Origin of the sequence: Sphingomonas faeni (genome assembly GCF_040407505.1) — a bacterium.
Lineage (GTDB): Bacteria > Pseudomonadota > Alphaproteobacteria > Sphingomonadales > Sphingomonadaceae > Sphingomonas > Sphingomonas faeni_E.
The window spans coordinates 191,650-208,340 of the sequence record NZ_JAPZPQ010000006.1 but is presented as its reverse complement, the minus strand read 5'-3'; the positions used below and the strand labels follow the sequence as shown (position 1 = coordinate 208,340).

Sequence of the window (16,691 nt, the reverse complement as noted above, 5' to 3'; positions counted from 1 at the left end):
GCCACGATCACGATGCGCCTCGTCGAGGATTCCGCGGCGCCGACCGGCACTTATCATTTCAGCAATGCCGGCGCGGTGACCTGGGCAGGCTTCGCCCGCGAGATCTTCGCGCAGAGCTCCGCACGTGGCGGGGCCAGTGCCGAGGTGCATGGCATCACGACCGCCGAATACCCGACGCCAGCGACGCGGCCTGCCAATTCGCTGCTCAGCCATGACGCGATCACCCGCGACTACGGCATCCATCCGCCAGCGTGGCAGACTGCGCTCGGCAATATCCTCGACGAACTGCTCGGGGCACCCAACAAGGAGACACGCGCGTGAAGGGCATCATTCTCGCAGGCGGTTCGGGCACGCGCCTCCATCCGGCAACGCTGGCGGTCAACAAGCAGCTGCTGCCGGTCTACGACAAGCCGATGATCTATTACCCGCTGTCGGTGCTGATGCTTGCCGGCATCCGCGACATCCTGATCATCTCGAGCCCCGAATATATCGGCAATTACAAGAACCTGTTCGGTGATGGCTCGGCGCTCGGCCTGACGATCGCATATGCCGAACAGCCCAAGCCCGAGGGTCTCGCCCAGGCGTTCACGATCGGCGCGGACTTCATCGGCGGCGACAATGTCGCGCTAGTGCTCGGCGACAACATCTTCTTCGGCGCGCACCTCACCGACCTGCTGGCGAGCGCGGTCGAGCGCAAGAGCGGCGCGACGGTGTTCTCCTACCGCGTCGAGGACCCCGAGCGCTACGGCGTGGTCGAGTTCGGCGAAGGCGGCAAGGCGATCAGCCTCGAGGAAAAGCCCGACGTCCCCAAGTCGAACCACGCGGTCACCGGTTTGTATTTCTACGACAACCGCGTCGTGCAACTCGCCCGCGACCTCAAGCCGTCGGCCCGCGGCGAGCTCGAGATCACCGATCTCAACCGGCTCTACATGGACGCTGGCGACCTGTTCGTCGAACAGATGGGCCGCGGTTACGCCTGGCTCGATACCGGCACGCACGACAGCCTGCTCGAGGCCAGTGAATTCGTCCGGACGATCCAACATCGGCAGGGCATCCAGGTCGCGTGCTTGGAAGAAATCGCATTTTACCAGGGCTTCATCACCGCCGATCAAGCGCGCGAAGCTGGCGAGCGTTTTAAGAAAACGAACTATGGTCGTGCCATTTTGAACGCAGTTCACGGCGCGTGATAACATCCTTATGATTAAAGACCTGCAGTGAAGCCTTGGTATCAATTTATTTTATCGATACCCACCAGATTCTCGCTACGCGCTTATGACGTTGTTGGCGGCGATCCGCCCACTGTTGTAGAGCTAGCGTTTTCAGAATAGAACGCGTAGCAATCGACAATGGAGCGACGGATGTAACAATATCGATTAGTTCAAACATTGCGGTGCTTCAAATTAGTCTATCCGCAACGTCTATTTTTAGCCTACGAACCACTCAAGCGTCGCTATTTTACACAACTTAAATAGGTACTGACGATTGATAAAAAGCAATTCCGCCGCCCTACATACAATCTGGAAAAGACCAGTTCCAGGGGAAAAAGCTTTAAGTGGGGTGCCTAGAGCTTTCCAATCCAAGATGCGTAGCGCCGTAGTTGATACTGCGCTTTGTTACGAGGTAGATGGATCACTGACTGGATCAGCTTAATGTCCTTGCATCCATATTAATCAGTCCCACGATAGTCACCATCATCTCGTTTACACAATTATACCAATAGCGTTCTGCAATTATTTGCCTTCCCTACTCTGTTTTATATTAATTTGCCTCACTATGCCGATTACTTGTTATAGTAGCTCCGATACCATTTGACGAAACGTGGCACGCCTTCTGACATGGTTGTTCGCGGCTCGAAACCTAAGTCATACTGGATCGGCGCAATGTCTGCGAAGGTTTCCCGTACATCACCCGGCTGCATTGGTAATAGGCGACGATTTGCAGCATGGCCGCAAGCATGCTCTATCACAGATATCATTTCACCGAGCTCTTCGGAGCGACTATTGCCAATATTATAGATTCGGTGCGGGCTGATACTGCCGCCAGCCTTAACAACGCCGTCGTCGGCGGGTGGATTGTCCAGGCACGCGATGACACCAGCAACGATGTCGTCGATATACGTGAAGTCACGCCGCATCTGCCCCTCGCCAAAAACCTCTATCGGTTGGCCGTCGAGAATCGCCTTGGTAAACAGCCACATTGCCATATCGGGCCGCCCCCAAGGGCCATAGACGGTGAAGAATCGTAGGCCAGTCTGTGGCAGGCGGTAAAGATGCGCGTAGGTCTCGCTCATCAGTTCGTCGGCCTTCTTGGTGGCAGCGTACAGCGACAGAGGCTGATCGACGCGATCTTCTACGCGGAAGGGTAGCGTCTCGTTGCCGCCATAGACCGAGGAGGAGGACGCATAGACAAGGTGCGCGACCTGCCGATTCCGTCCGATCTCGATCACGTTGAGATGACCGGCAAGGTTGGCCTGAAGGTAGGCGCGTGGGTTCTGGATGGAATAGCGAACGCCGGCCTGCGCGCCCAGATGGACGATGCTGTCGAAGTGCTCTCCATCAAGCGCTGCATCGAGCGCAAGGTGATCGGAGAAATCAACCTGCTTGAAACTGAACTCACTGCCAAGCTTGCCCAGCTCGGCCAGTCGTGCATGCTTCAGCGTAACATCGTAATATGCATTCAGGCTATCTATGCCGAGTACATTATCACCGCGATCCAGTAGGTAGCGACTGACGTGAAAGCCAATAAACCCGGCTGCGCCGGTAACGAGAACGCGCATAAGGTATCTCCCTAGATCAGCTAGGCCTTACGGACGGACTGTTACGCCCGGCAAGCGGCATTCATCGATATCCAAGTGTAAAAGAGGTCCAACATACGCGCAGCTGGCTCGTGCACCGCATGCTACGGCGCTACGATCAGGAGAAGGGCCTTAGCTGAAGCACGGAGCGTTTACTGCTGTGACGGCCTAGCCACGGCGAGCCGCGCAGCGTTATCGGCAGATACCTGTACGAGCCCGGCAGCTTCCGTCCGCTAGCGGTCGCCCAGCGCGAGCGCGGCGATGCGCCCGGATGCTGCACACTACCAACTGAACCGGCTCGGCACCCCGCAGTAACTGATCAACGACAACGGCCTCGTCACCTGCTGCGCGGACCTGTCCGCCTTGGGGGGGCGGTCGTCCTTCCGGCGGAGGCGGACATCGCGAACCCGCTGCGGTTCCCCTCGGCAGTATGAGGATGGCTGACCAGCCTCGTCTACAACCACCATCGCTATCATAATCCCCCTGTGCCCGCTACACCGCGCCTGATCCGATCGGACTGGAGGAGGAACCACCCCACACCTATGGGCCCGACCCAACAAGTTGCGGATGAACTAACCCTGTACTAGGGCGAGGGACCCGTGATCTCGGCAAATACCATGTCTTCCACGACCATAGTCTCGCGCGAAGTGAATCTAAGATGACCTAAGCGGAGCATTTCTGCCGAGCTAACGAATCCGACTATATTTGCCTGCAGAGCAACCTCGAGTTCCGATGCACGATGCATACCAAATATCCGAACGTCGTGGAGCATGTCCAACCGAACTGGAACGCTCGCTTCAGCGGACGCTCCCCGTCGGACATGACCTGACACAACGGTGATAGGCCGGGGTCCTTGCAGCTTACTGATCGGGCCAACGACAATGGCTATCACAAGATCTATTCTCCCGACGGAAAGGGCGGGCACGCCAAGTGGTTCGGCGGAACGCTCTGCAGGGTATGAGGTGACGGTATGAAGACCTATGATGGACTTGCCCCGCTGATCGATCAGTATAGCGACAGGGAAGCTGAGGGTTGGATCCTGCTCAAGAGCAGGGATAGCCTCGACAATGCCGCCAGCCTTGCCGATGCGACGTTCATCGTCGCCGATAACGAGGAGGAAGAGGACGAACTGCTTGATACGCATGCCAACTTTCTCGAGATACCCACGTTCCGCGCCGTCATCGCGACTGAGCGCGAAGCATCGCGGACCAGCGTCGACGATATCGCCGCCGCGAGCCTCCATTACCTGGAGCAGGATAGTTTTCGGGATTGAGGATCGCAGAGACCTGACAAGGGTAGTGGCGCCGTATGGCGAGCCGGCGCGCGGATGACCGTCCGCTATCTTGGGGCGTGGCGGGGCAAGTTCCTGTTCGAGCGCGACGGGCAGCTGTACAAGCAGTTCAACGATTACGGCTTTCAGGAAACCTGGCGCGAACAGTCGATCACGCCCGCCGAGGCCGACAAGATCCGCTCACGCGGCCGCGACCAGTATGACATGGCGCTGCAGACGACGAGCCGGAACGTCCCCCCCGGCGTGAAACCGGTGTGGGAGACGCATTCGATCGAGTATCTTACCTGGCACCGCGACCATGATCCGCTGCCCTTTTCGGATCTGGCAGCGCAGGCGTTGCAGAAGCTAGAAGATGGCGATCCCGACTGACGAGCAACGGCCGAGCAACGGCCGCCGTAGCATAGTGGAATATCTCGGCACGTGGCACGGCGCACTGCTGCTGCGCCGGGATAGCGCGTGGTTCCAACAGAGCGACGACGGAGCGCTGGGGCCAAAATGGCGCGAATTCCGCATCACGAAGAAGGTCGCGCAGGAGATCATGAGCGTGGAACGGGTCGAAGGTGACATGGTCTTCGGGCTGAACGACGCCAACATCCCACCGGTCGTCGACTATCCTTTCTGGGATACAAACTTTGTGGAATATCTCATGTGGCACCGCAACAATGATCCGTCGCCCTGGTCGGAACGGGCGGCCGCCGCGCTGGCGGCGCTTCAAACCGGTGACAAGGCGCCGCACGAATGACGGTGCGCTATCTCGGCACCTTCCACGGGTCTTTTCTATTCCGGGAAGGCGGATCGCTGTTCCGGCAAGGCGATGACGGCGCGCACCAGTCAGTGTGGAGCAATACGCCCATCAGCGAAGACGAGGCGAAGCGGATACTGGCGTCGGGCCGCGACGAGGGCGACATGACCTTCGCCATCAACAGCGACAACCTCCTGCAAAACGTGGCGCCCATTTGGGAAACGAACCCGGTCGAATATCTATCCTGGCATCGCGACAACGACCCGTCGCCGTGGTCGGAGAGAGCGGCCGCGGCGCTGCCATGGGCACAGCAATTCCCGATCGACATGTTGGCGACGAGGAATCAATCCCTTAGCGAATGATGGTCGGGGAGACAGGATTCGAACCTGCGACCCCCTGGTCCCAAACCAGGTGCGCTACCAGCCTGCGCCACTCCCCGACAGCGCTGCGGTTAGGGAAACATGGCCGAATACGCAAGCGTCCTGTCATCGCAGAGCCAGAATGCCGCGATGACGATCCCCCGTCGGCGTCAAAGATGCCGTACACCACTTCCGCCGCCACCGCTTCTCGCCGCTGGCTTGAACGATACCGAACCGGTCCAGCCCCGTACAGGCACCGGATCGAAACGTGAGGCAAGGCGCCGAGTAGGTGTGCGAAACCGATCCGGTTTTCCGGCCGACGTCGCCGGTCGATATGGATCAGGTCGTCCGTCAGGATGCAATACCGCAGCCGCGACGCCTCGTCGGTTGGCAGATCGATCAACGCTAACCGCTGCCGGACGCCCAGAATACGGCATCTCGGCATCAGCGAGTGTTCCGGTTGAACAGAAGTCTGTTTTGGACAACACTGACCACACGCAGATCACGGGTTTTCGATGCCCGATTTCAGGAAGGTTCAATTGGAACAACGCGCCGCCATATACGCCCGCGTCTGGACCGAGCGTGGCAGCTATGACGTGGTCGAGGTGGTTCGGGAAACTGCGTCAGGCATGAAGGCCAACCGCTCGCCGCGGGCCAATCGGGAAGGAGCGACCGCATGAGCGATCATCCTGCCGCACGCGTCACCGACCCGTTCGGCCACGATGCGAAGCTGGAAGGCCTTGCCGTCGGGATCGCAGTGGGCGCGTTGCTCGCGGCAGGCGTGATCGCGACCGGTGGCCTTGGCGCGATCGCGGTCGGAGCAGCGTTAGCCACAGGCGGCACTGCCGCATTCGCCGGAGCGGCAATCGGCAAACAACTGATGGGACCTGCGACGGGCATACTAACGGCAGGCTCGATCAACGTGGTCATCAACGCCCTGCCCGCTGCGATCGTCGAGCTGGCGAGCGGCGACTGCCACAAGGATACCGGCAGCCCGCGTCGGGTCGCGACCGGATCGTCCACGGTCCTTATCAACGGAAAGCCTGCTGCCCGCGTCTCGGAGACAATGGACTGTGGAGCGGTGATCCTAACCGGGTCACGCAACGTGTTCATCGGTGGGCCGCGCCAGTCGCCGGTATGCGCCGCCCTTCGTGGCGAAGAGGCAACGTTCGAGCGCTTTCGAATCGATGCTCAAGCTGCGAGTGCAGCGTATGATCCGCCGGAGACCCGCAAGCCACCAGAGGGCTATCGTAACGCCACGACGGAGGATTTGCGCAAGCTGGGTTTAAAGCCCGACATGCTGGAGCATCCGATAAATCCGGAGACAAAGCAGCCGACCGACTTTCGCGCTGCCGTCTTCATCGATGATCGAACCGGTGCGCCGCTCGTAGCCTATAAGGGCACAACGAGCGGCGAGGACTGGAAAACGAACCTCGGTCAAGGTTTGGGAAACCGGACATTCTATTATGATCAGGCGCAGCAGATCGCATCCCGTGTTGCGGAATCGCCTACTGGCAAGAACGCACACCTGACCGGTCATTCGCTGGGCGGCGGAATGGCATCTGCCGGGGCAAGGGCATCTGGATTACCCGCGACGACCTTCAATGCAGCCGGCTTGAACGCGAAGACCGTGCCTCATCCGGTAGCCAGCAACATCGATGCGATTTATGTGAAAGGCGAACCGTTGCACGGATTGAATAAGCTGCCCCTTGCGCCTGATGCCGCGGCAACACGGACCTGGCCCCTTGAACCGCCGAGCTTGAGAAGTGCGGCCAGCGACCCGCGGTGGAAAGTTTGGGCGGCATGGCGACCGCTGCGCTCGCAATGGATCGGCGCCGACGTGGCGCTGAACGATGTGTTATTACACATGATGGACAACGTCGATGCGTCGCTTAGCCAGCAGAGGCGAGAGATAGAAAAGTCCCTCGCGAAGAACGGATGCGGATGATGCGTACTGCCGCTCTGATGCTAGCCCTGTGCCTTATCGCTACCGGTTGCAACCGGAAGGAACCCAAAGTGAGCAACTATCCCGATGTGCCCATGCTGGGTGCCGTGATGAATTCCAGAACCGAGAAAGTCCGCGAGCTTGCAGCCAAAGGCATCGGCCTCAACGAACGTGCCCCGGAAAACCAAGCTACTCCGATGATAGCCGCCTCGGACACAGATCAATGGCCGGTGGTGGAAATCCTGATCGATCATGGCGCAGATATATGGGCGCATGACGAGTTCGGGATCACTACCGCCCAGCGCACGATCACCAGCCGCATCCTGCGCGGGTCGGACGAGGACAAGGCACGGTTGCGTGTGATCGAGAAGCTCAAGACACGCGGATATCCGTTCCCGCCGCCCGGCCGTGATGAAATTCTCGCGCTCGACAAGGCGGGCAAGTGGCCGCCTGTGGACGCGCGCCGGTGACCCGCGTGCAAGGTATGACTATCGACTGCCCGGAGGGATGGCAGGATAAGTCAATGCTCGTCCTATTGGCTGGCCCGGGCACGCTGGGCATCGCGCCCAGCTTCGTTGTGACGCGTGAGGTCGCGCCCGGCGACCTGCCCGCCGATCCCGCGACGCGGCTTGAAGCCTTTGCCGACGGGCAGGCCGAACAGATGCGCGACACGCTCCCTGCTCCGGTCGATGTCCAACGACGCCGAGCCGATATCCCCGGCTCAGCCCCCGAACTTCGCCTCGACTGGATATCGAATGGTATCCCGATCCGGCAGTGGATCACCTATGCCAATGCTCCGGACGGCAGCATGATGATCGCCACTGGCACCGCCGCACGTGCCGATTATGACATGGCAGAGCCAGTATTCCGCGCCATGCTCAATAGCTTCCGTCTCACCTGATCTGGGGATCGGTATCAATGGTTTTATATAGCAGCACTTAGGGTGTCATTTTCACCCTCAGCCGGGACCGCCCCTGAAAGGCAAACCATTGCACGGATTGAATACGCTGCCCCTTGCACCCGATGCCGTGGCAACACCGACCTGGTCCCTCGAACTGCCGAGCTTGAGAAATGCGGCCAGCGACCCGCGGGGGAAGGTTTCGGCGGCATGGCGACCGCTGTGCTCGCTGTGAATTGGCGCTGATGTGACGCTGAACGATGCGGTCCTGCATCTGATGGACAATGTCGAGGCGCCGCTGAGCCAGGGAAGGTGCGAGATCGAACAGTCCCTCGCAGAAAGTGGATGCGGCCGATGCGCGCTCCAGTCCTGATGCTCACCCTCTGTCTAGCCGCTACCGGCTGCAATCAAGAGGAACGCAAAGTGAGCAACTATCCCGACGTTCCCGTGCTGGGTGCCGTCATGAATTCCAGAACCGAAAAAGTCCGCGAGCTTGCCGCCAAAGGCATCGGCCTCAACGAACGTGCCCCGGAAAACCAAGCTACTCCGATGATAGCCGCCTCGGACACGGATCAATGGCCGGTAGTAGAGATCCTGATCGATCATGGCGCGGATGTCTGGGCGCATGACGAGTTCGGGATCACCTCCGCACAGCGCACGATCACCAGCCGCATCCTGCGCGGGTCGGACGAGGACAAGGCACGGTTGCGTGTGATCGAGAAGCTCAAGGCACGCGGATATCCGTTCCCGCCGCCCGACGCAGATACCGTGCTCGCGCTCGACAAGGCGGGCAAGTGGCCGCCTGTGGACGCGCGCCGATGACCCGCGTGCAAGGTATGACCATCGACTGCCCGGAGGGATGGCAGGACAAGTCAATGCTCGTCCTATCGGCTGGCCCGGGCACGCTGGGCGTCGCACCGAGCTTCGTTGTGACGCGTGAGGTCGCGCCCGGCGATTTGCCCGCCGATCCCGCGACGCGGCTTGAAGCCTTTGCCGACGCGCAGGCCGAACAGATGCGCGACACGCTCCCTGCTCCGGTCGATGTCCAACGACGCCGAGCCGATATCCCCGGCTCAGCCCCCGAACTTCGACTCGACTGGATATCGAATGGTATCCCGATCCGGCAGTGGATCACCTATGCCAATGCTCCGGACGGCAGCATGATGATCGCCACTGGCACCGCAGCACGTGCCGATTATGACATGGCAGAACCAGTATTCCGCGCCATGCTCAATGGCTTCCGTCTCACCTGACTCAGAGGTCGGTATCGATGGTTTTATAAAGGGCGGCGACCATATCCGCGTGTTCCCGGCCCTCGCGGATAGCCAGGGAATGTCGCCGGTCGTGAGGTCGTCGGAGAACCGAACGCGCGCGGCCTACGCTCTCCACGGCAGCGCGGTGCCAGCTGACAGCGGCCGCTTCAGCTTCACCGGAGGCGCGATCAGCTGCGGCAGTACGACCGGCGGCTTTCCCTACCCCGCGACCGAGAACTGGCAGAAGGCGATCGGTGCCTATTCGATCTGGATCAGCGGCGATGTCGTGGAGAAGCCAGATGCGCAGTCTGGAACGCCGCATTTTACGCTAACACTCGTCATCCACGCCGAGGACCGCTACAACTTTAATCCTGGCGCCGCTGACATCGCCACCGGCATACCCAACGATGAGAATGGGGTGTTCGAGATAACCGGACTTGCGAAACAATATATGAACTACGCCACTCTCACACGGCGTGTTGCATGGTCGGGTCCGCCCGCGATGTCGTTCACGGTGTCCATGGTCCCGTGGGCACGGCAGCGACATACCGACGATAACCGCCGCTTGCGGAACCGGCTGTGAACACGTTCGCGCGTTCTGTGGTTATTGGCGCGTTGGCGATGGTAGGTGCAATCAGCTGTTCAGGAAGCAAGGCGGACATTGTCGAAGAACCGCAGACCGACATCGCCACCTTGCGCAAGTTCGTGACGCTGCAACCCTCACCGGTTGATGCGAAATGGTCGGTCGACAAGATCGGCACGGACGGCGGTCTCGGGCCATCGGACACGACGTTGTGGGCGATGGTGCGCTATTCCGACGCCGATTTCATCGCGGTTTCGCGCGCGCTAACCGCAGACGGTGCGCCACGACCAATTACGGTAGGTGCGCCGCCAGCCTGGGTGTTGGCTGACGTGGACCTAGCCCGGTTCCGGCACGGATCGGATTATGTCTTCGACCAAGCCGTCTCAACCGGCAAGCCGTTCGCGTCCGACCTGTATTCGACCGGCTTCGCGCTGATCTTGCCCGACCACCGAGTTCTGATACATTTCTCCTCGATGTAACACGGCAGGTGGCGAAGCTTCGGCTTCGGCTTCACCGTCGCGATCATTTAGTCGCGGCGAAGCCGGCATCGTATGAGATCCGGGCAAAGGCCTCGTCGGAGGATGCCTGCGCCCACCCGATCGCCGCATCTTCGTAGCCCCAGATGAACTCGGCCTCGTAGGGATTGTACCCGCCGCCCCGCAAGATGACCGCGCTGCGGGCGGGCGATTGGGCATCGCTCAATATTCCGTCTCACTTGGTCCAGGGTCGGCATCGATGGTTTATATGGCAGCACTCAGGGCGTCATTGCGCATTTAGCCGGAGCCGAACCTAAGACGCCTAATGTCAAGGTCCGCGGCCTAGGCATGCGAAAGCCGCCGGTTGCTGTGGTAAAACAGTCTTATCATCAACGGGCATATCCGCCTGTCGAAGGTTACTTTCTCTGCACAGCCGTTCAGGTTTCGACGCCGATTTCGTCGCCAAGATCCTTCGCACAGGCGAACCCCAGAGCTAACGCATAGTCGTCGGTAATAAAGTCGGGCCATCCTCCTCGGGGACGGCAGAGGCCGCGTTCGATACGCGAGAGCGTTGCTTCGGTGACATTCCCGAGCATCCAGGCCAGACGGGCTAGACTTAGTGGCTCACGGGCGTGACCCAGATGGGTCAGAGGAAGCGATCCGCGGGCGCGACGCAGATCGCGCAGTCGTCGGCCAATTGCGACGTCGCTCATGTCGCGACCTGCGTCGTCACTGCCTTCGGCGGTTGGCGGCAGAAGCCCCAGCGCATGCTCCAGCGCCAGCTTGCTTTCCGACGATAGGGGAGAACCCGCCTCGACTCTCGTCACGGTACGGGGCGCCAAGCCAGCCTTCGACGCTAGCTCGCTCTTTGTCAGACCGAGGCGCGATCTTGCCTCGGCTACGCGGTCGGCAAAATTGGTCCTTGAATCAACTACTGCCGTGCCGCTGGATACCGCGGAACATACGCTCTTCTCCGCTTTCAGCATCATAGCGCCCTGCCGTCGATGGTTAGAGCAGATCGCTCAACCCCAAAAAACGAAATATCAGACAGGACTTTCTTACACAAGGTCCGAGGAAGCCAACCCTTGTTGCTAGAAGGATGCACCCGCCGAGGCGTGGTCTGGAAGGTGTGGGCATGGAAACAGGATCGATGAAAGATCGGAGAAGCAAGGAGGCCGGCACGCTGCAAGCGTCAGCCGGGCCTGCGTCCAGTCAAGCAACCGCCTCGACGATAGCGAACAAGTATCGGCGCGCACTGAAGAACGGAACCGGCGCTCACCTGACCCTCGCCGAACTCCAGTTGCTCGCGCAACTGGACGTCCTGAATACCGTAACCCGAGCAGAGAATGAGGAGCTTACCAAGTGGCACGAGATACTAGCCCATACATCGTCGGGGAACACTGGCTCGACCAGCGCCGCGACGGTAAGGCCATCGGCATCTGGCAGATCGCCACAAAGTCCGGTAATGGACGATCGGTCGTATATAGAAGCACTCGGACGAGCGACCTAGAGGCCGCCAAGGCAGCGATCGACGCGTTCGTCGCGAACAAACGCGCCTTTAAGCTTCAGAGCGGCGAGGATGCCGAGGTTCTACCTCACCTGTTCCTGTACTGGAAGGAACACGGCCAACACACACGAAATCCGGCCACAATCGCCGGAAGCCTTCGGGCATTTATCGGTTTCCTTTTACAGGACCCGGTAAGCGCGCGGGTACGCTTCTCGAAACTCACGCGCGCTGTCTTCAGGCGCTTCATCGATTGGCGAATGAAGCCCCACTCCTTCACCGTTCCCTGGCTGGGGCGAGAGATGCCACTCGTATCGGAGGGCGTTAAGGGCGAGAGCGCTCAGCGAAACATCGACGACGTTCGAGCCGCCTTGAACCACGCCGTGGAGATGGAGCGGATACCGTCCGCGCCAAAAGTGCCCAGCGTAGCGAAGGAACATCGCTCGCCTCCGAGAGACGTAACGATGTCGCTCGATGAGTTGGGCGCCATTGCCGGGTACGCTTCGCAGGTGTCGTCGGACTCCGACGACAAGGGCTTCGGCCGGTGGCTCTGGCTCATGATCGGCACCGCTTGCCGTCCACAGGCGGCACTGGCTTTCGATCCACTCGTCCAGTGGAAAGACGGACTCATAGATACACATCCAAAGGGTGCACCTCGAACGAAGAAGCAGAATCCCGTTGTCGCCGCCGCGCCCGCACTTGCAAAGATGCTCGACGACTGGCGCCAACAGAGTCTGGCCGAACGTGATAATACGCCGCCGCCGAAATCGAGAGGCAGGGCTTGGCGGACCATGCGACGGGCATTGGAGCTGCCGGACCAGTACATTCCGAAAACGGTACGGCATACCGTGGCCACAGAGCTGCGGCGCAGAGGTGTGCCGCCGGAACAGATGTCGGTTCTTCTCGGTCATCGACCGGCCGGTATGGAACGTATGACTGCCGTCTACGCCAAGTACGACCCACACTACCTCGCTGAAGCAGTCGCCGCGCTGCAGGCACTGCTGATGGAGGTGAACAAGAGTGCGCAGCGCTGGTCCGCGGAACATCGCGTCGTAAAGATCGGGAACGAGCCGGTGGCGGTCATTCTTGTGGACGTCATCGACCAGCAGCCATCGTAATCATTCCCGAAGGCGGTCCGACGGCTATCCAAATGTCGAGAAAGGGTTAGCAGCTTCGCGACGTCGGGACGCGAAATCCAGTTCGCGATCTACGCGACTCATTCAATCGCCGGTCCGTTTTGCTGACCACTTGCTGTCCACCAGCAAATTTCTTAAACCCAAGCTAGCCCGCAATACCCGCCAAATCATTGTTTTTACTCAATAATTTGGTGGGCGATGACGGGCTCGAACCGCCGACATTCTCGGTGTAAACGAGACGCTCTACCAACTGAGCTAATCGCCCCTCTCGGGTGGACGTCCGATGCCAAAGCCGGGCGGCCGGGGCAAGCTAAAATCACGGAATGCGGAGGTCGGCGCCCCTGGTGGCCACGATATACCCGCGCATCGCCTCGCTCGCGCGATCGGACAGCACCATGAAGGCGCGGCGTCGGTCGAGCAGGTCGGGGCGGCGCTCGAACAATCCGGTGTCGGTCATTCGCGCGATCCAACGCAGCGCGGTCGTCGGTGCGACCGCGGCGGCAATGCACAGGCTCGACACCGAGACGCGGCCTCGCTCCAGCTCGGCGGCGTAGAGATCAAGCAGCATGTCCCAGCCGGGATCCTCGAACAGCGTCGCGCCGAAGAACTGGTCGCGCAATCGCCGCGCGCGGATCGCCCGACGGACATCCGCCGCGCTGGGCTCTACCAAGGCAGGCGGCGCGCCGTAGCGATTGGTGCGGTCGCCGACGATCGGCGCGGCGGGTGCGTCGCCCTCGATCTCGGCTCGCGTCAGACGGGCGAGCGCCTCGGCGATCCGCGCGACCTCGGTGTTCAGTCGTTCGAGCCGCGTGCCGTCGGTCTCGCGGTGGAAATCGAACACGCCCGCCGGCATGCGCGCAGCCTCGGCAGCGACCACGATAGCCGCGACGCAATCGCCGACGGTGGGATCGACCAGCAGCCGCGTGCTGCCACCCAGCGTCGCCGCGGCCACGACGTCGATCTCGTCGACGCCCATGGCGACGACCAGTCCCGCCTGCATTCTGACGGCCTGATCGACGATACCTGGCAGGTGTTCGGCTATTATCGCTGGATCGACTCCGCCGGCCTCGACGACGATGACTTGCGGCGTCGCATGATCGCCGAAGCCTGCCGGCCAATCGAGTCGGGCAACGATCCGACCGTTCAGCGCGGCGAGGGCAACGGTCAGCCGGTCCGGCGCGCCGGGCGCGGCGATGAGGACCGCGTCGATCCCCGTGTCGTAATTCGCCGCGTCAGGCAGTCCGTCCGGTCGGGTCATCAAGGTCTCCGCTGTAATGGGGAGACTAACCTGCGTCAGGTGAGGAGTTACACCCGAACTGGATCGAGTTCCGTTGCAGTTGGGAACCCTATGCAAACAACTTAGTCGAGCGCCTTGACGATATCCTCGACCATCTTCTTCGCGTCGGCCAGCAGCATCATCGTATTGTCGCGGTAGAACAGCTCGTTATCGACACCGGCATAGCCGACGCCGCCCATCGATCGCTTGATGAACAGCACGGTCTTGGCCTTCTCGACATCGAGCACGGGCATGCCGTAGATCGGCGAGGACTTGTCAGTCTTGGCGGCGGGGTTGGTCACGTCGTTCGCGCCGATCACGAACGCGACGTCGGTCTGCGCGAACTCACTGTTGATGTCCTCCAGCTCGAACACATCGTCATACGGCACGTTCGCCTCCGCTAGCAGCACGTTCATGTGCCCCGGCATGCGCCCCGCGACGGGGTGGATCGCGTATTTCACGCGGACGCCCTCGGCCTTCAGCTTGTCGCCCATTTCGCGCAGGACGTGCTGCGCCTGCGCGACCGCCATGCCGTAGCCGGGGACGATGATGACCTGTTCGGCCTGGCTCATGAGGAATGCGGCGTCCTCCGCCGAGCCGCGTTTCCACGGCCGATCGCTCGCGACCGCGCCGCCGCTGGTGTCCGCGACCGTACCGAAGCCGCCGGCGATCACGCTGATGAAGCTGCGATTCATCGCGCGGCACATGATGTAGCTGAGGATCGCGCCCGAGCTGCCGACCAACGCGCCGGTGATGATCATCGCGCTGTTGTGCAGCGTGAAGCCCATCGCCGCGGCCGCCCAGCCCGAATAGGAATTGAGCATGCTGACCACCACCGGCATGTCCGCGCCGCCGATCGGGACGATCAGCAGGAAGCCGATGACGAAGCTCAGGATCACGACCGTCCAGAAGATCCACGGGGCCTGGTCGGTGACGAAATACGCGATCAAGCCGAGGATGCCGGCGAGCAGCGCGAGGTTGATGACGTGGCGGCCGGGCAGCATGATCGGCTTGCCGCCCATGTTGCCGTTGAGCTTCAGGAACGCGATGACCGAGCCCGAAAAGGTGATCGCACCGATCGCGACGCCGAGCCCGAGTTCGATCCGGCTGACGGGGTGGATCACCGCGAACGGCTGGCCGATCAGCGGGATGACGAGGTCGGAAATCCCGAACGCCTGCGGGTTGAGATAGGCCGCGACGCCGACCAGTACCGCGGCGAGCCCGACTAGTGAGTGGAATGCGGCGACGAGCTGCGGCATCGCGGTCATCGCGATCCGCCGCGCTGTGACGAGACCAATTACGGCGCCGACGCCGATCGCGGCGAGAATTTCGATGACGGTCAGCCAGTCGATGTACCGCGCCATAATCGGAAATCGGAAAAGCTTGCCGGCGGGGTCGTGCACGTCGAACTCGACAACATGCGCCATGACGGGGACATGCGTCACCAGCGTCGTCACGACCGCGATCGTCATGCCGATGATGCCGAACCGATTGCCGCGCTGGCTCGACGCCGGGCTCGACAGCCCACGCAGGGCGAGGATGAAGCACACCCCCGCGACCAGATAGGCGAGCGATGCCCAGGGGCTGACCGTCAGTTCATGCATCGCGCGTCCCCTTCACGTCCGTATCGCTCACTTGCTCGTGGCAGGCGCGACCGGCCGTTCCTTTTTCTTGTACATCGCCAGCATCCGCGCGGTGACCGCGAAGCCGCCGAAGATATTGATGCTCGCCAGCACCACCGCCAGCAACCCGAGCGCCTTGGCCACGCCCGATCCGGTGCCGATGCCAGCGGCAGCCGCAGCAATCAGCGCGCCGACGATGATCACCGAAGAGATCGCATTGGTCACCGCCATCAACGGCGTATGCAACGCCGGCGTCACCGCCCAGACGACAAAATACCCGACGAAACACGCCAGCACGAAGATCGACAGGATCGTGATAAAGTCCATTGTTCGGTCTCCGATCCTCTCAGGCTGCCGCGCGCGCAGCGGCGGGGACGGTACGTCCCATGTCTTCGGCGGCTTCAATCCAGCAGGCGATCGCATCATAGGCATTGGCCAGCGCGTCCTGCGGCGTGTCGCCGTCGGACTTGCAGCCAGGGAGTGCCGGGACAATCGCAAGATATCCCCCACCATCTGAAGGCGACAGCGGCCGGATCACGACCTCATAATCTAGCGGGTTCATCGTTCCGTTCTCCGCACCGCATCGATGAACCTGACGAGATCGCGAATATAGACCGGCTTGATCGGCCGGTGCGCTGGGATCGTCAGGATTTCGATCTGGCTTGCATGCTTCACCTTGTAGTGTGAGCCGTTGCGAGGCGGGCTGCAAGATATCCCCGCCGCCGTACACGCGGCGACGACATCCTGGATCCGCCAGTCCCGCGGATTGGCCCGCATCGCATCAAGAAGCCGATCGCCACGGGTCACGCTCC

The 16,691-nt window shown here is 61.1% G+C and carries 22 protein-coding genes and 2 tRNA genes; 14 read left to right on the top strand and 10 right to left on the bottom strand.

Going from position 1 to position 16,691, the window contains the following annotated elements; genetic code table 11:
- On the top strand, window positions 1–321 hold a 321-nt coding region (locus tag O6X71_RS17530; protein ID WP_353467022.1), incomplete at its 5' end, for a sugar nucleotide-binding protein.
- Window positions 318–1,187, top strand: a complete 870-nt coding sequence (gene rfbA / locus O6X71_RS17525; protein ID WP_353467021.1) for a glucose-1-phosphate thymidylyltransferase RfbA — start codon at window positions 318–320, stop codon at window positions 1,185–1,187. The genes O6X71_RS17530 and rfbA, both read left to right, overlap by 4 nt.
- A 593-nt stretch (window positions 1,188–1,780) precedes the next feature.
- Here the strand turns inward: rfbA and O6X71_RS17520 are convergent.
- A complete protein-coding gene (locus tag O6X71_RS17520) occupies window positions 1,781–2,776 on the bottom strand; it encodes an NAD-dependent epimerase/dehydratase family protein (RefSeq protein ID WP_353467020.1) in 996 nt (331 codons plus the stop codon).
- A 988-nt stretch (window positions 2,777–3,764) separates the two neighbouring features.
- Here O6X71_RS17520 and O6X71_RS17515 point away from each other — a divergent pair.
- Genes O6X71_RS17515 through O6X71_RS17500 form a run of 4 tightly spaced genes read left to right on the top strand, consistent with a single transcriptional unit; the run spans window position 3,765 to window position 5,189 of the window.
- Window positions 3,765–4,067: a hypothetical protein gene (locus tag O6X71_RS17515; RefSeq protein WP_353467019.1), complete on the top strand. Its 303-nt coding sequence runs from the start codon at window positions 3,765–3,767 to the stop codon at window positions 4,065–4,067.
- 54 nt (window positions 4,068–4,121) lie between these two features.
- A complete protein-coding gene (locus O6X71_RS17510) occupies window positions 4,122–4,454 on the top strand; it encodes a hypothetical protein (RefSeq protein WP_353467018.1) in 333 nt (110 codons plus the stop codon).
- Complete coding sequence (locus tag O6X71_RS17505) at window positions 4,438–4,827, top strand: hypothetical protein (RefSeq protein ID WP_353467017.1); 390 nt, start codon at window positions 4,438–4,440, stop codon at window positions 4,825–4,827. The genes O6X71_RS17510 and O6X71_RS17505 overlap by 17 nt, the downstream gene beginning before the upstream one ends.
- Window positions 4,824–5,189 carry a hypothetical protein gene (locus tag O6X71_RS17500; RefSeq protein WP_353467016.1) on the top strand — a complete coding sequence of 122 codons (366 nt, stop codon included), beginning with the start codon at window positions 4,824–4,826 and terminating at the stop codon, window positions 5,187–5,189. The genes O6X71_RS17505 and O6X71_RS17500 overlap by 4 nt, the downstream gene beginning before the upstream one ends.
- Here the strand turns inward: O6X71_RS17500 and O6X71_RS17495 are convergent.
- Window positions 5,190–5,266: transfer RNA gene (locus tag O6X71_RS17495), tRNA-Pro, on the bottom strand.
- Between the two features lie 596 nt (window positions 5,267–5,862).
- On the opposite strand from O6X71_RS17495, the gene O6X71_RS17490 reads away from it, so the two are divergent.
- From O6X71_RS17490 to O6X71_RS17460, 7 genes are all read left to right on the top strand, one after another.
- Window positions 5,863–7,134 (top strand): PAAR domain-containing protein, encoded by a 1,272-nt coding sequence (locus tag O6X71_RS17490; RefSeq protein WP_353467015.1) that lies wholly within the window; start codon window positions 5,863–5,865, stop codon window positions 7,132–7,134.
- A gap of 68 nt (window positions 7,135–7,202) precedes the next feature.
- Entirely contained in the window at window positions 7,203–7,601 is a 399-nt protein-coding gene (locus tag O6X71_RS17485; protein ID WP_353467014.1) for a hypothetical protein, read from the top strand.
- 14 nt (window positions 7,602–7,615) lie between these two features.
- Window positions 7,616–8,032 carry a DcrB-related protein gene (locus O6X71_RS17480; RefSeq protein ID WP_353467013.1) on the top strand — a complete coding sequence of 139 codons (417 nt, stop codon included), beginning with the start codon at window positions 7,616–7,618 and terminating at the stop codon, window positions 8,030–8,032.
- 420 nt (window positions 8,033–8,452) lie between these two features.
- On the top strand, window positions 8,453–8,851 hold the full coding sequence (locus O6X71_RS17475; RefSeq protein ID WP_353467012.1) for a hypothetical protein: 399 nt from the start codon (window positions 8,453–8,455) through the stop codon (window positions 8,849–8,851).
- A 53-nt stretch (window positions 8,852–8,904) separates the two neighbouring features.
- Window positions 8,905–9,282 carry a DcrB-related protein gene (locus O6X71_RS17470; protein WP_353467011.1) on the top strand — a complete coding sequence of 126 codons (378 nt, stop codon included), beginning with the start codon at window positions 8,905–8,907 and terminating at the stop codon, window positions 9,280–9,282.
- A complete protein-coding gene (locus O6X71_RS17465) occupies window positions 9,227–9,865 on the top strand; it encodes a hypothetical protein (RefSeq protein WP_353467010.1) in 639 nt (212 codons plus the stop codon). The genes O6X71_RS17470 and O6X71_RS17465 overlap by 56 nt, the downstream gene beginning before the upstream one ends.
- Window positions 9,866–9,903: 38 nt before the next feature.
- Window positions 9,904–10,344: a hypothetical protein gene (locus O6X71_RS17460; protein WP_353467009.1), complete on the top strand. Its 441-nt coding sequence runs from the start codon at window positions 9,904–9,906 to the stop codon at window positions 10,342–10,344.
- Window positions 10,345–10,387: 43 nt separating this feature from the next.
- Here O6X71_RS17460 and O6X71_RS17455 read toward each other — a convergent pair whose 3' ends face one another.
- On the bottom strand, window positions 10,388–10,567 hold the full coding sequence (locus tag O6X71_RS17455; protein WP_353467008.1) for a hypothetical protein: 180 nt from the start codon (window positions 10,565–10,567) through the stop codon (window positions 10,388–10,390).
- Between the two features lie 211 nt (window positions 10,568–10,778).
- Window positions 10,779–11,330: a helix-turn-helix domain-containing protein gene (locus tag O6X71_RS17450; protein ID WP_353467007.1), complete on the bottom strand. Its 552-nt coding sequence runs from the start codon at window positions 11,328–11,330 to the stop codon at window positions 10,779–10,781.
- A gap of 373 nt (window positions 11,331–11,703) precedes the next feature.
- On the opposite strand from O6X71_RS17450, the gene O6X71_RS17445 reads away from it, so the two are divergent.
- On the top strand, window positions 11,704–12,963 hold the full coding sequence (locus O6X71_RS17445) for an integrase (protein WP_353467006.1): 1,260 nt from the start codon (window positions 11,704–11,706) through the stop codon (window positions 12,961–12,963).
- Window positions 12,964–13,170: 207 nt separating this feature from the next.
- On the opposite strand, the gene O6X71_RS17440 is transcribed toward O6X71_RS17445, so the two are convergent.
- From O6X71_RS17440 to O6X71_RS17415, 6 genes are all read right to left on the bottom strand, one after another.
- A tRNA-Val gene (locus tag O6X71_RS17440) sits at window positions 13,171–13,246 on the bottom strand.
- 51 nt (window positions 13,247–13,297) lie between these two features.
- Entirely contained in the window at window positions 13,298–14,239 is a 942-nt protein-coding gene (locus tag O6X71_RS17435) for a hypothetical protein (protein ID WP_353467005.1), read from the bottom strand.
- Window positions 14,240–14,340: 101 nt separating this feature from the next.
- Window positions 14,341–15,861: an NAD(P)(+) transhydrogenase (Re/Si-specific) subunit beta gene (locus tag O6X71_RS17430; protein WP_353467004.1), complete on the bottom strand. Its 1,521-nt coding sequence runs from the start codon at window positions 15,859–15,861 to the stop codon at window positions 14,341–14,343.
- Between the two features lie 27 nt (window positions 15,862–15,888).
- On the bottom strand, window positions 15,889–16,206 hold the full coding sequence (locus tag O6X71_RS17425) for an NAD(P) transhydrogenase subunit alpha (protein ID WP_353467003.1): 318 nt from the start codon (window positions 16,204–16,206) through the stop codon (window positions 15,889–15,891).
- 19 nt (window positions 16,207–16,225) lie between these two features.
- Window positions 16,226–16,441: a type II toxin-antitoxin system HicB family antitoxin gene (locus tag O6X71_RS17420; protein ID WP_353467002.1), complete on the bottom strand. Its 216-nt coding sequence runs from the start codon at window positions 16,439–16,441 to the stop codon at window positions 16,226–16,228.
- Window positions 16,438–16,686 (bottom strand): type II toxin-antitoxin system HicA family toxin, encoded by a 249-nt coding sequence (locus O6X71_RS17415; protein ID WP_353467001.1) that lies wholly within the window; start codon window positions 16,684–16,686, stop codon window positions 16,438–16,440. Before O6X71_RS17415 ends, O6X71_RS17420 begins: the two co-directional genes overlap by 4 nt.
- Window positions 16,687–16,691 lie beyond the last annotated feature (5 nt).